13 protein-coding genes are annotated in these 12,877 nt (G+C 66.7%); 3 read left to right on the top strand and 10 right to left on the bottom strand.

Annotated elements, in window-relative coordinates; translation table 11 throughout:
• The first annotated feature begins 27 nt into the window (after positions 1-27).
• A complete protein-coding gene (locus K0S66_RS08565) occupies positions 28-1,602 on the top strand; it encodes a ComEC/Rec2 family competence protein (protein ID WP_366520800.1) in 1,575 nt (524 codons plus the stop codon).
• On the opposite strand, the gene lexA is transcribed toward K0S66_RS08565, so the two are convergent.
• From lexA to K0S66_RS08535, 6 genes are all read right to left on the bottom strand, one after another.
• Positions 1,593-2,246: a transcriptional repressor LexA gene (gene lexA, locus K0S66_RS08560; protein WP_301074909.1), complete on the bottom strand. Its 654-nt coding sequence runs from the start codon at positions 2,244-2,246 to the stop codon at positions 1,593-1,595. The two genes, K0S66_RS08565 and lexA, sit on opposite strands and share 10 nt — an antisense overlap.
• Before the next feature lie 55 nt (positions 2,247-2,301).
• Positions 2,302-3,486: a molybdopterin molybdotransferase MoeA gene (locus K0S66_RS08555; RefSeq protein WP_301074908.1), complete on the bottom strand. Its 1,185-nt coding sequence runs from the start codon at positions 3,484-3,486 to the stop codon at positions 2,302-2,304.
• Between the two features lie 65 nt (positions 3,487-3,551).
• A complete protein-coding gene (gene moaC / locus K0S66_RS08550; protein WP_301074907.1) occupies positions 3,552-4,019 on the bottom strand; it encodes a cyclic pyranopterin monophosphate synthase MoaC in 468 nt (155 codons plus the stop codon).
• Complete coding sequence (trpC, locus tag K0S66_RS08545; protein WP_301074948.1) at positions 4,016-4,843, bottom strand: indole-3-glycerol phosphate synthase TrpC; 828 nt, start codon at positions 4,841-4,843, stop codon at positions 4,016-4,018. Before trpC ends, moaC begins: the two co-directional genes overlap by 4 nt.
• Positions 4,844-4,863: 20 nt before the next feature.
• A complete protein-coding gene (gene trpD, locus K0S66_RS08540; protein ID WP_301074906.1) occupies positions 4,864-5,853 on the bottom strand; it encodes an anthranilate phosphoribosyltransferase in 990 nt (329 codons plus the stop codon).
• Entirely contained in the window at positions 5,850-6,443 is a 594-nt protein-coding gene (locus tag K0S66_RS08535) for an aminodeoxychorismate/anthranilate synthase component II (protein ID WP_301074947.1), read from the bottom strand. Before K0S66_RS08535 ends, trpD begins: the two co-directional genes overlap by 4 nt.
• A 142-nt stretch (positions 6,444-6,585) precedes the next feature.
• On the opposite strand from K0S66_RS08535, the gene K0S66_RS08530 reads away from it, so the two are divergent.
• On the top strand, positions 6,586-7,074 hold the full coding sequence (locus K0S66_RS08530) for a hypothetical protein (protein ID WP_301074905.1): 489 nt from the start codon (positions 6,586-6,588) through the stop codon (positions 7,072-7,074).
• Between the two features lie 61 nt (positions 7,075-7,135).
• Here K0S66_RS08530 and K0S66_RS08525 read toward each other — a convergent pair whose 3' ends face one another.
• From K0S66_RS08525 to K0S66_RS08510, 4 genes are read right to left on the bottom strand one after another with little or no spacing between them, the layout of a single operon-like run.
• Positions 7,136-8,233, bottom strand: coding sequence for an alpha/beta fold hydrolase (locus K0S66_RS08525; RefSeq protein WP_301074904.1), 1,098 nt, complete (start codon positions 8,231-8,233; stop codon positions 7,136-7,138).
• 55 nt (positions 8,234-8,288) lie between these two features.
• Complete coding sequence (locus K0S66_RS08520) at positions 8,289-8,603, bottom strand: YciI-like protein (protein ID WP_301074903.1); 315 nt, start codon at positions 8,601-8,603, stop codon at positions 8,289-8,291.
• Entirely contained in the window at positions 8,600-10,108 is a 1,509-nt protein-coding gene (trpE, locus tag K0S66_RS08515) for an anthranilate synthase component I (protein WP_301074946.1), read from the bottom strand. The genes K0S66_RS08520 and trpE overlap by 4 nt, the downstream gene beginning before the upstream one ends.
• On the bottom strand, positions 10,101-12,044 hold the full coding sequence (locus tag K0S66_RS08510; protein WP_301074902.1) for a peptidylprolyl isomerase: 1,944 nt from the start codon (positions 12,042-12,044) through the stop codon (positions 10,101-10,103). Before K0S66_RS08510 ends, trpE begins: the two co-directional genes overlap by 8 nt.
• A gap of 78 nt (positions 12,045-12,122) precedes the next feature.
• On the opposite strand from K0S66_RS08510, the gene tpiA reads away from it, so the two are divergent.
• Positions 12,123-12,857 carry a triose-phosphate isomerase gene (gene tpiA / locus K0S66_RS08505; protein ID WP_301074945.1) on the top strand — a complete coding sequence of 245 codons (735 nt, stop codon included), beginning with the start codon at positions 12,123-12,125 and terminating at the stop codon, positions 12,855-12,857.
• Positions 12,858-12,877 lie beyond the last annotated feature (20 nt).

The raw sequence follows: 12,877 nt of genomic DNA, 5'->3' as shown, positions 1-12,877 counted from the left end.
GGGCGGCCCGAGATACTGTCCGGCGCAATGACAGGCGAGCCCCTCCGCGCGCGCCTCTCACGGCATATCCAGGCAAGTCTCGACGGCAGCGAGGGCGGGATCGCTGCGGCGTTGGCAACCGGAGATACGGGCGGCATCGAGGAGCCGGATCAGGAGGCGATGCGCCGATCAGGGCTGGCGCATCTCCTCTCGGTCAGTGGGCTGCACATCACCGCCGTCGTGGGGCTGACGATGATCCTCGCCAGCCGCCTTCTGGCACTCAACATGAGACTAGCGCTGACAGGCCGGGTACCGCTGGTCTCTGCGGCCACCGCGGCGGCCGCAGCGCTCGGCTATACCTGGCTGACGGGCAGCGAGGTGCCGACGATCCGTAGCTGCATCGCGGCGCTCTTGGTGCTTGCTGCGATGGCGATGGGGCGCGAGGCGTTGACGCTGCGGCTTGTGGCGACCGGCGCGCTCGTCGTTCTGCTGCTCTGGCCGGAGTCGCTCGCGAGCCCCAGTTTCCAGCTATCCTTTGCCGCCGTTACCGCGATCATCGCGCTGGCCGAGCATCCGGCGGTTCGCCGATGGTTCGCGCCGCGCGAGGAGGGGTGGGCGGGGCGCACGCTGCGCGGCGCCGGATCGTTGCTGCTGACCGGCCTCATCGTCGAGATCGTGCTGATGCCGATCGCGGTATATCATTTCCACAAGGCGGGCGTGTACGGCGCGCTCGCCAACATCATCGCTATTCCGCTGACCACCTTTGTCGTGATGCCGTTGGAGGCGCTGGCGTTGCTTTTCGACGCCATCGGCCTTGGCGCACCTTTTTGGTGGCTGGGGGGGCAGGGGCTTGGCTTGTTGTTGTGGATTGCCCGGTCGACGGCCAGCGCGCCCGGCGCGGTAGCTGCATTGCCCGCCATGCCCGCGGGAGCGTTCGGGCTGATGGTCGCCGGGGGATTGTGGCTCGCGCTGTGGCGCACCCGCTGGCGGCGGATCGGGCTGATCCCGGTTGCGATCGGCGCTTTGTGGGCACTCGCCACGCCGCCTCCGGACATCCTTGTCACCGGTGATGGTCGGCACGTCGGCGTGCGCTTGCCCGATGGTCGGGTTGCTCTGCTACGCGACAGGACGGGCGACTACACGCGCGACATGCTGGCCGAAAACGGCGGCTCCGATGTGGCACCGGTACTCCTATCGGAACACGGTATCGCGCGGTGCTCGCGCGACCTCTGCCGTATCGACTTGTCTGCCGGGGGCCGCATGTGGCGCATTCTCGCCACCCGCAGCGCCTATCTGGTGCCAGCTGGTGAGTTGATCGATGCGTGCCGCCGATCAGATATCGTGATCAGTGAACGACGCCTCCCGCGTCGCTGCACGCCGCGATGGATGCGCCTCGATCGTGAGACACTGCAGCAAACGGGCGGCGCCGCGATCTCACTCAAGACGGGGCGGATAGATACCGTCATCCGCGCTGGCGATGACCATCCGTGGATCAGCGCGACGCGGCCAGCGCCGATGCCCGCCCGTCAAAGACGTTGGCGCGCTCAGCCCGAGCCTGGAGCAATCGCGGGCAAGCAGTCCGCCGCCTCTCTACCGGAAGCGGCTGCACTGTTTCAGGAGTAGCGGCGAAGGATTCCGGCCAGCTTGCCCTGCACGCGAACCTGTGCCGGCGCATAACGCTGCGGATCATAGGAGCGGTTGGCCGGATCGAGCCGGATCATCGTGCCTTCGCGACGGAAGTATTTCAGCGTGGCCTCGCTGTCCTCGATCAGCGCGACCACGATCTCGCCATCACGCGCCACATCCTGCTTGCGGATCAGCGCGAAGTCGCCGTCGAGAATGCCGGCCTCAACCATCGAGTCACCCGCGACCTCAAGCGCGAAATGTTCGCCCGCGCCCAGCAAAGCGGCCGGCACGGGCAGGCTGGTGGAGCCTTCGATCGCTTCGATCGGGGCGCCCGCAGCGATACGGCCGTGCAGCGGCACCTCGACCACGTCGTTGGCCGGCTGAGGGAGGGCCGGAGCTGGCGCAGCCTTGCCCGCGGCGTCGCGGCTTTCCGGCACCTTTAGCACTTCGAGGGCGCGAGCGCGGTTGGGCAGGCGGCGCAGAAAGCCACGTTCCTCCAGCGCAGAGATGAGGCGGTGGACGCCCGATTTGGACTTCAGGTCCAATGCGTCCTTCATCTCTTCGAAAGAAGGGGAGACGCCAGACTCGGCCAACCGATCATTGATAAAGCAGATCAGCTCGTGCTGCTTTTTGGTGAGCATGGGTCATCTCCGCGGCGAACAGACTGGGAACCTTTAAGGAACGTAAATGGTGGCGTCAAGCGATCACGAGGATTTCTGCCGAGTCGCCGGCGCTCGCCGCGGCGGCATGCGGTTCGCGCACGACGAGACACCCGGCGCGCGCCAACGTTCGTAGCATGGAGCTGTCCTGGATCGCAGCAACGTATGCCAATCCGTCGCGCAATTCCGCGCGCAGATAATCGGTCCGTGCGCCATTGGGTGGCAACGGTTCGCCCAGGATCGCAGTGGTGGTGCGGGGGAAGGGATCGGTGGCGCCGGCCAGCTTCGCGATCAGCGGCTTAACGAAAAGGACGGCCGTCACAAAGGCCGAGACGGGATTACCCGGCAGTCCCAGCACGGCCATGTTATCGCGCCATCCCGCCATCAACGGCTTGCCGGGGCGAAGCGCGATGCGCCAGAAGTCGATGCTTGCGCCGGCCGCGATCAATGCCGGCCGCACCAGATCGTGATCGCCAACGGAGGCGCCGCCGGTCGTGACCAGCACATCGGCCCGAACATCGCGAAAGGCCCTGGTCAGCGGTTCGAGCTGGTCCGGCAGAATGCCAAGGTCGAGAATATCGACAGGCAGATCGGAGAGCAGCGCGCGAAGCAGCAGCCGGTTCGATTCCGGCAGGCGGCCAGGTGATAGCGCGCTGCCCGGTTCTGTAAGTTCGTCGCCAGTGGCCGCGATCGCGACACGTACCTTGCGTCGCACGCTCACGCTCCCGAGACCCCCGGTTGCCGCAACGGCCAGCCGTGCCGGTGTCAGCTGCTCGCCGACCTGTACCAGCGTTTCCCCCCCCTCAAAGTCCAGCCCACGGCGGCGGATGTTGGCGCCGACGCGCGCCGGCCCCTCGCCATCAAGCCACAGCGTGTCGCCGTTCCGCTTGGCTTCCTCCTGTACCATCACCGTGTCGGCGCCATCGGGAACGGCCGCGCCGGTGAAGATTCGGGTCGCTTCCCCGGCGTTCAGCGTGCCGGAGAACGGTCGTCCAGCTGCGCTTTCGCCGATGACCTGGATCGGGCCGGGCAAGTCCCCGAACGTCACCGCATATCCATCCATTGCCGACAGGTCGCTCTCCGGTTGAGTGCGGCGGGCGATTAAGGGCGCTGCCGCCCACCGGCCGATCGCGTCGATCAACGACAGAGTTTCGGTCGATACCGCAGGCACAGCGGCCAGCAGGCGCGCCTGCGCCTCAGCGACAGGAAGCAATTCGCTCATGATCAGGGAAGTGGCAGATTAGCTCCCGACACGACACCCACAATCGGTTGTGCCGCGCAGCACTGTCAGGCGGCAAAGTCGCCTGATTTTCCGCCGGTCTTCTTCAGCAGCCGAATCCCGCTGATCGTCATCCGCTTGTCGAGCGCCTTGGCCATGTCATACACGGTCAGCAGCGTGACGGAGACGGCGGTCAGCGCCTCCATCTCCACCCCGGTCCGCCCGTTTGTCGCGACCGTTCCGCGAACGCTGACGCCATCATCCTCGACTGTCAGGTCGACCGTCACCTTTGACAGAGGCAAGGGGTGGCATAGCGGGATGAGGTCGCTGGTGCGTTTCGCCGCCATGATGCCGGCGACGCGCGCGACGGCCAGGACATCGCCCTTCGCCACGGCGCCCGTGGCGATGGCGGCGCTTGCCTCCGCTGACATCGTGATGCGCCCTTCGGCCACCGCCTCACGCACCGTCTCTGTCTTGTTGCCGACGTCGACCATCCGGGCGGCGCCGTTCTCGTCGAGGTGCGTCAGGCCGCTCATTGAACCAGCGCACGGGTGGCCGCCGCCACATCCGCCTGCCGCATCAGGGATTCGCCGATCAGGAAGCAGCGCACATCATGGCCCGCCATAGCATCCAGATCGGCGCGCGTGTTCAGCCCGCTCTCCGCAACGAAGGTGCAATCGCGCGGCGCGCGGCCCACCAACTCATACGTCCGTTCGAAACTGACCGAGAAATCGCGTAGGTCGCGATTGTTCACCCCGATCAACCGCGAACGCAGCTTGAGTGCGCGCTCAAGCTCGAGTGCATCATGCACTTCGACCAGAACGTCCATCCCACGCTCGATCGCCGCCGCCTCGATTTCGGCGGCCGCCCCGTCGTCCAGCGCGGACATGATGATGAGGATGGCGTCCGCGCCGATCGCGCGCGCTTCGGCCACCTGCCAGGGATCGACCATGAAATCCTTGCGGATGACCGGCAGGTCGCACGCCGCGCGCGCAGCGATCAGGTAATCCTCGTGGCCCTGGAAATAGTCGTGATCGGTCAGCACCGACAGGCAGGTCGCGCCACCTTGCGCGTACGCGCGGGCGTGCGCGGGCGGATCAAAATCCGGTCGGATCAACCCCTTAGAGGGGCTGGCCTTCTTGATCTCGGCGATCAGCGCGTAACGCGGCAATTCCACGGGATCGGAACTGCTTGCTCCTGCCGCCGCTGAGGCGCGCGCGACACGATCAAGCGCTGCCTTGAAGCCGCGTGGCGGCGTCTGGCCACGCGCTTGTCCATCAAGGTCAGCGATCGAACGATCGCGGCGGTGCGCCGCCACTTCCTCTCGCTTGGTGGCGAGGATCCGGTCGAGAATATTCATGCCGTTGCCCGCCGTCCCGCTCATGCCCAGGCGATCCAGCGATCGAGCAGGTCGTTCGCCGCCCCACTGTCCAGCGCCTCGGCGGCTCGCTGCGCGCCGTTGGACAGCGACTCGCCGGTCAGCACCAGCGCCACCGCCGCGTTGATCAGTACTGCGTCACGATAGGCACCCCGCTCGCCCTTCAGCAGGCGACGCAGGGCATAACCGTTATGCGCCGGGTCACCGCCGCGAATGGCCGCGATCGGATGGCGACCGACCCCCGCGTCCTCGGGGACGATGCGGTCGTTCATTGTTACGTCGCCAATCGACACCGCCACCGTCGGCCCGGCGCCGGACACCTCGTCCAGTCCTTCCTCTCCCGATACGACGATTGCCGCTTCGGTGCCGAGCCGCTCCAACGCCTCGGCATAGACGGGCGCATAGTCAGGGCGAGCAATCCCGATCAGCTGGCGCGTCACATGCGCCGGGTTGGCCAGCGGGCCCATCAGGTTGAAGATCGTGCGCTTGCCGATCTGACGGCGGATCGGCGTGATCCGGCGCATCGCGGGATGATGGTTGGCCGCGAACAGGAAGCAGATGCCCAGTTCGTTCAGCGTTTCCTCCGCCAGCATGCCGGCGCGCTCCATGTCGAGGCCAAGCGCCTCCAGCGTATCGGCCGCACCAGCCTTGGACGATGCTGCGCGATTGCCGTGCTTGGCGACAGGAACGCCGCATGCGGCAACAACGAGGCTGACCGCGGTGGAGACGTTCAGCGTGTGGTGTCCGTCGCCGCCCGTGCCGCACACGTCGATCGCACCCGCCGGTGCGCTGATCGGGATCAATCGTTCGCGCAGCGCGCGGGCCGCCTCGGCGATCTCGATCGAGGTCTCGCCCCGGTCTGACAGGTCGATCAGGAAGCGTGCAATCGCGTCCTCGCTGGCGCGCCCGTCGAGAATGTCCGCGAATGCCTGCGACGCACTTTCGCGCGATAGCGGCGAACGGGGATCAGGCAGCAAGGCGATGGTGGTCATGCGTTGGTCCTTGCGCCGGCGGCGCGCGCACCCGTCAGTGCAACGAAGTTCGCGAGCAGATCATGCCCATGCTCGGTCGCGATGCTTTCGGGATGAAATTGAACGCCGTGGATCGGCAGATCGCGATGCCGCAGGCCCATCACTGATCCGTCCGCCGCATGGGCGTTGGGAATCAAGGCGTCGGGCACGTCCTCCACGACCAGCGAATGATAACGCGTGGCAGTGAAGGGCGAGGGCAGGCCGGCAAACACGCCGGTAGAATCATGGTCGATCGCGCTCGTCTTGCCGTGCATCAGCCCGCCACGCACGACGCGACCGCCGAAATGCTGCCCGATCGCCTGATGGCCGAGGCACACGCCCAGCAGTGGGCGGCGGCTCTCGGCACAGGCGGCTACCAGATCAAGGCTGATCCCCGCTTCATTTGGCGTGCACGGCCCCGGCGATACGAGGAACCCGCTCGCGTTGGACGCCAGCGCCTCCGCGGCGGTCAGCGCGTCATTCCGCTCGACTCGCACCTCCGCCCCCAATTCCATCAAATAATGGACGAGGTTCCAGGTAAAGCTGTCGTAATTGTCGATGACGAGGATCATGTTGGCTCCGACATAGCGCAACCGGGCGTCGCCGCAACGGCTGTTGCGGGCGGCGCCAGATCGCGTAATCGCAGCCACGACGTTCAGCGGGGAGAAAGCTGCTGGCGTGATCGTTGATGGACCACCCAGGAGGTCGCCTCGCATGTTCCGCTCCGTGTTTCTCGTCCCCGTCGCCGCGATGGCGCTGCTGCCATTGCCCGCATTCGCGCAGGCGCAGCCCGATGCCGCCGCCTCCTCTCAGGCGGAAAGCGGACAGCCGCCGCAGCGGATCCGCCAGGTAACGCTCACCGGCAGCGAAGCCTGTCCAACCGCGGCAGCCGACGAGATTGTCGTGTGCAGCCGGTTGGATCCGAACGATCAATTCCGCGTGCCCAAGCCGCTGCGTCGCCCGCCGGAGGTGCCGGCGCAGAATCAAAGCTGGGTCAATCGCGCCGCGACGGTTGATCGCGTCGGCCGGGTGGCCGGCGGCTTGCCCAACACGTGCTCGCCGATCGGCACTGGCGGCCAGAGCGGCTGTTCGATCCAGGCCGGCCAGGCCTGGGCCGCCGAGAAGCGCCAGCAGCGTCTGGAGGCTCAGCAGGCGACGCCGGAATCGCGTACCGACATCGAGATCGAGGACGATCCCCGCTAAGCAAATCGGCGTCATCGCGGCCGGGCTGCCGCCCGGCCGTCAGGCCGTCTCGGGGGCGCGTCTATTGCGCCGCCATCAGCCGCGCGAGATCGGTCTTCCAGAACTTTGCCCAAGTGTGGGTGCCATGCCCCTTCGTCTCCGGCGTCGCCGCGATCAGGCGGAACGTGGCGCGCGGCATTCTTTTGACGGCGGCCTCCGTAATCCCATAGCCTGATGGATTGATGAAATCGTCGGCGGAGTTGATCCACAGCACCGGCACCGTGATCTTCTCCAGTCCTGCGGACGGATCATAGGTCCGTGAGGCGTCCAGCTGATAGATGTAATCGTTGGCATCACGATTGGCGCTGTTGCGGGTAAAGGCCTGGCTCAGGAACGCCTCCGCCCCCTCGCGCGTCGGATATTGCTGTTGCAGCGCGAGCGGATTTGACCCGGCGATGATCGACAGGCTCGCTGCGGTGCCCAGGCCTTGCGCAGGCTGCGCGCTGTAATTGCCCTCCATCCACGCAGGGTCCGCCTTGATCGCGTCAATCGACAGCTTGCGCCACATTCGGTTCAATCCGGCGATCGGCACGGGCAGGCAGGCGAACGGCGCCAGCCGCTCTGCAAAGCCGGGATAGCTCTGCCCCCAGACAAAGGCGTGCATACACCCCATGGACGTGCCCAGGATGACCTTCAGCCGCGTGACCCCTAGCTTCTCCAGAATGGCCTTCTGCGCGCTCACCATGTCTCCATAGTCGTACTTCGGGAACGCCATGCGCTTGCCGTCCGACGGCTTGGAGGAGGCACCATGGCCGATGTTGTCGGGCAGGATTACATAGGTGGTGCGAAGGTCGAACGGCTGGCCGGGTGCATAGAGTTCATCGGCGAATTGCGGCGACAGGAACTGCTTGCCGGTTCCGCCGGTACCATGGAGCACCATCACCGCGTTGTTGATGGCGCCGTCCGGCCCGCGCCGCGGTGTACCGAGCGTTGTGTAATGGATCTTGAGGTCCATCGTCTCGCCCGTCCCGAAGCGAAACCCCGGCAGCGTCACATCGCCTTCCTTGGTCGGCCATCTCGTGGGTGCCGACGCCGGGTTGGCGGGGGTAGCGACCGGTTGGGTGGTTTGGGCTGCGGCGGGCGACGCGGCGGCGATCAGCAGAAGCGAAAGGAGGCGCATGGCATCTGCGTATCGGGCGGATCGCCGCTTGAGAAGCCCGGCGAAGAAAGCGGCGTCAGCGCAGCGGCGTCGCAGCGCCCGGGCCGACCACGGTGTGCCACCGGCTGACTTGCCAGCGCGTGACGAGCCCTGCGACGACATAGGGGTCGGCCGCGGCGAACGCTTCGGCCGCGGCGCGGTCGGTAAACAATAGCAGCGCGGACTCGATCGGCTCGCCAACGGCACCGCCGAGCACCAGGAAGCCCCGGTCGGCGGCCTCCCAGGCGAGCGCGAGGTGAGCGGCACGAAGCGCCCCGCGGCGTTCCAGATAATCCGCCGCCAGTTCATACCGCAGCAGGTAATGGCCATCGGCCACCCCGCCGACGCTCATTGGCCAAAACCGCCGTTGCTGGCCTGGGCAATTGCCTCGCGCGCCGCCGCGAGCAACGCGCCGGACTTCGCCTCGCACTCACGTTGCTCATAAATGGGGTCGCTATCGGCGACGATGCCCGCGCCGGCCTGCACGTGCATCATCCCGTCCTTCACCACCGCAGTGCGCAGCACGATGCACGAATCCATCGACCCGTCGGGCGAGAAATAGCCGACACCGCCGGCATAGGCGCCGCGCTTCTCATGCTCCAGTTCGGCGATGATCTGGCACGCGCGCACCTTGGGTGCGCCGCTGACCGTTCCTGCGGGAAAGCCGGCGAACAAGGCATCGATGGCGTCGCGCCTGGGATCGAGCGCGCCGACCACGTTGGACACGATGTGCATGACGTGGCTGTAGAATTCGACCGTGTAGCTGTCGGTGACCGTCACCGACCCGGCGCTGGACACGCGGCCGACATCGTTCCGGCCGAGGTCCAGCAACATCAGATGCTCGGCGCGTTCCTTGGGGTCCGCTAGCAGGCTGGTGCGGTTCGCCTCGTCCTCGCTAGCGGTCTTGCCGCGTGGCCGCGTGCCGGCGATCGGACGAATGGTCACTTCGCCATCGCGAACGCGCACCAGGATCTCGGGGCTCGATCCGGTGAGGGCGAAACCGGGAAGATCGAGGTGGTAGAGGAAGGGTGACGGATTGATCCGCCGCAATGCCCGATAAAGCTCAAAGGGCGGCAGCGCGAAGGGCGCAGTGAAACGCTGCGCCAGCACCACCTGAAAGATATCGCCAGCGACGATATACTCCTTCGCCGCGCGCACCATCTCGGCATACTGCCCCTCGGCCAGGACGGGCGAGAGCGACACCTCGCCCGCCTCGGCGCGCACGCGGGGCGGCAGCGCAGTCGCTTCCAGTCGCGCTTCGATCGTGTCCAGCCGCTCTTCGGCCTCTGCGATGATCGCGTCCGGCGTACGCTGGTCATCCGGCCATACCGGCGCCACCAGGAACAGCGCGTCCGCCAATCGGTCAAAGACGAGGATGACGGTGGGGCGAACGAACATCATGTCCGGCAGGCCCAGCGCGTCGGCTTCAGGCGTGGGCAAGTTCTCGACCAGCCCGATCGTCTCATAGCCAAAATAGCCAACGAGGCAGGCAAGCGCTTGCGGCAGTTCTTTCGGCACGTCCATCCGGCAGGACGCAACCAGATCGCGCAGCGCCGTCAGCGTCGGGGCGTCGCACGGGGCGAAGGCGTCGCGATCGGTCAACCAGTCACGATTGATCGATGCTGCATTGCCTTGCGCACGAAAGACCAGGTCGGGGGCCAGTCCCAACATGCTGTGCCGGCCGCGGATTGCGCCGCCTTCGACCGACTCCAGCAGGTAATCGCCGCGGCCCGGCTCGATCAGCTTCAATGCTGCGGCAACCGGCGTTTCCGTGTCCGCGATACGCCGCCGCGACAGCAGTGCAGGGCGACCCGCCGTCAAGGCAGTCGCCGCTGCCTCATTCCCGGAACTACGGATTGGAGCCCCCCTCGCCGGAGAGGCTCGCCTTGACCCGTGCCAGTGCCTCGGCGTTGCGCGACACCTTCATCGCCCGCTTCACTGCCTCGGTGAACTGCTGGGCATATTCCGGGCCCATCGCGCGGCCCAGATCCTGGCGCGTCGCGGCGATCACCTGCGGCGCCTTGGCGGCGTCGCCCGGCGAAATCTGGTCCACCTTGACGATCAGCCAGCCGCTACGATCGGGCGCTTCCAGCATCTTGGCGGTTCCGCCCTTCATGCTGAACAGCAGTGCCAGAACCGGATTGGGGCCACGCGGATCGGCGTTGATCTGCGAACGAGCGGCAACGACCCGGTCGGTCTTCGCACCCTTTGCTCCTGCATCGGCCAGCGCCTTGTCGAACGCCGTCCCGCCGTTGATCGCCGCCAGCGCCTTGCTTGCAGCGGCACGCGCCGCACGACGCGCGCGATCTTCCTGGAAGTCTTTGGCCACCTGATCGCGCACCTGAGTGATCGGCCGGGGCGCGGCACGAACGATCCGGTCGAGCGCGACCAGCGCGAAGCTGCCGTCCGGCGCGACCTGCACGACCTGCGGATCGTCGCCTTCTTCGGACTGGAACGCCGCCGATAGGATTGGCAGCAGGGCCGGATCAGGCTGCGCCGTCGGTGCTTCGGGGTTGCCACCCGTTGCGGTCAGCGCCGGCGTGGTCGTCGCGTTTAGTTTCTGCTCGGCGACCAGCTCGGAGAAATTGGCGTTGTCGGCGATTGCGGTTTCCAACGAATCGCGCACTCCGGTCAGTGCGTCTGCCGTCTTCTTCTTCGTCAGTTCCTCGATCAGCGTCGGCCGGGCTTCGGCCAGCGTCTTGCCGGCGACCTGCGCGACATTCTCGATCTTTCCGACCACAAATCCGATCGATCCGCGAACCGGACCGATTACGCCGTTGTTCGCTGCGGCGAAGGCGGCATTGGCGACGGCCGGCGACGTCGCACTCGCCAGCGCCTGCTTGTCCTGCTTCTCCAGGCGGCGGGGCTCCAGCCCGGCTGCCCGTGCCGCATCGGCGACCGGGGTGCCGCCGCGGATCTTGGCAGCCAGCGCATTGGCGGCATTCTGATCCAGCACCGTTACCAGCGACACCGTGCGGGTCTCGCGCGATGCCCAGCGCGCCTTGTCGCCATTGTAGGCCGCGGCGATTTCAGCATCGGTTGGGGTGCCGCGCGCCTTGACGAACTCGGGCGTCACCATGGCGTAGCGCACGATCCGCCGCTCCGGCAGCGAATAACGGGCGGTGTTGCGCTTGTACCAATCCTGCAGCTGCGCGTCGGTCGGGGCAGCCCCGGTCGGCATGGCGGAGGCGGGGATCAACGCAACCTGGCCGGCGCGCCGCTCCAGCAGCAGCGATGCGTAGGGCAACGCGAGTGACTGCGGCACCTGCGTGGCGCCGATCTGCGGACGCATCAGGAACTGCACCATCGTCTCCCGCGCAATGTCTTCCTGCACCTGCGCATCGGTCAGCCGATTGCGGGCCAGCACCTGCTCATACACCGCCTGGTCGAACTTGCCGGTCGGGCCCTGCAGGCCCGGGATGTTGCGCAATTCGCTGCCCACCAGCGCCTTGCTGACCACCATGCCCTGATCATGGCCGAACGCCTGCAGCGCGAGGCCGTTCAGCATCCGGTCGAGGATGGCTTCGACGCCGCCCTCGGCGACCAGCTGGCCCATTTCCAGGCCAGGGTTGCGCTGCTGCGCGCCACGCAATTCGTCCTGCACGCGGCGGGTCAGTTCGGTCTCGCTGACACTCTCGCCGCCAACCTTGGCGACGGTAGCGCCCGATGCCCCGCCGGTCTGAAGACCGGTGATGTCACCCAGTGCGAACGCGATCGCGATCAGGCCGAGAACGCCCATGGTAACGATCACGCCTACGCGCGAATTGATGATACGACGAAAGAACCCGAGCATGCAGCGCCAATCCGTTGAACGATGCTCGCTTTAGGGGGCCGCCTTCGTTACCGCAACGGCACAACCAAGCGGGGAGAGATCATGCGGCGCAAGTTGGTAGCCGGTAACTGGAAGATGAACGGCAGCCTTGAGGCTTTGGCCGAACTCGACGCGATCAATCAGGAAACCGGCGGCGCGGTCGATGTCGCTATCGCTGTTCCGGCGACACTCATCCATCCCGCCGCAGCACGCGCGCGGTTCGCGATCGGGGCGGAGGACGTGCACGGCGCGGATAGTGGCGCTCACACCGGCTGCGTTTCGGCGCCGATGGTGAAGGAGGCTGGCGCTACCTTCTCCATCGTCGGCCATTCGGAACGGCGGCAGGGCCAGCACGAAACCGATGCGGATGTGAAAGCCAAGGCGGAGGCGCTCCGGCGCCACGGCCTCGATGCCATCCTGTGCGTCGGTGAAACCCTGGAACAGCGCGAAGCAGGCAAGGCGGAAGAGGTAGTCACCGCTCAAGTACGCGCCTCGCTGCCCGACGGGGCGTCGGGCCACTGGCTGTCGATCGCCTATGAACCGATCTGGGCAATCGGTACGGGTAAGGTCGCCACCATCGCCGATGTCGAGGCGATGCATGCGTCGATCCGGGCAGCACTGGTCGCAGCGCTCGGTACCGAGGAGGCAGCGGGCATCCGCCTGCTGTACGGTGGCTCGGTGACGGCGGACAACGCCGCCGGCCTCCTGCACGCGGCCGAAGTGGACGGGGCGCTGGTGGGCGGTGCCAGCCTTACCGCGGCGAAGTTCGTTCCGATCATCAAGGCGGCAGGCTGAACGACGCTGGCGTCGCGCCC

It is taken from the genome of Sphingomonas sp., from assembly GCF_029239295.1.
Lineage (GTDB): Bacteria > Pseudomonadota > Alphaproteobacteria > Sphingomonadales > Sphingomonadaceae > Sphingomonas.
Note: the sequence above shows the minus strand (reverse complement) of the source record. Positions and strands in the feature narration are given on the sequence as shown.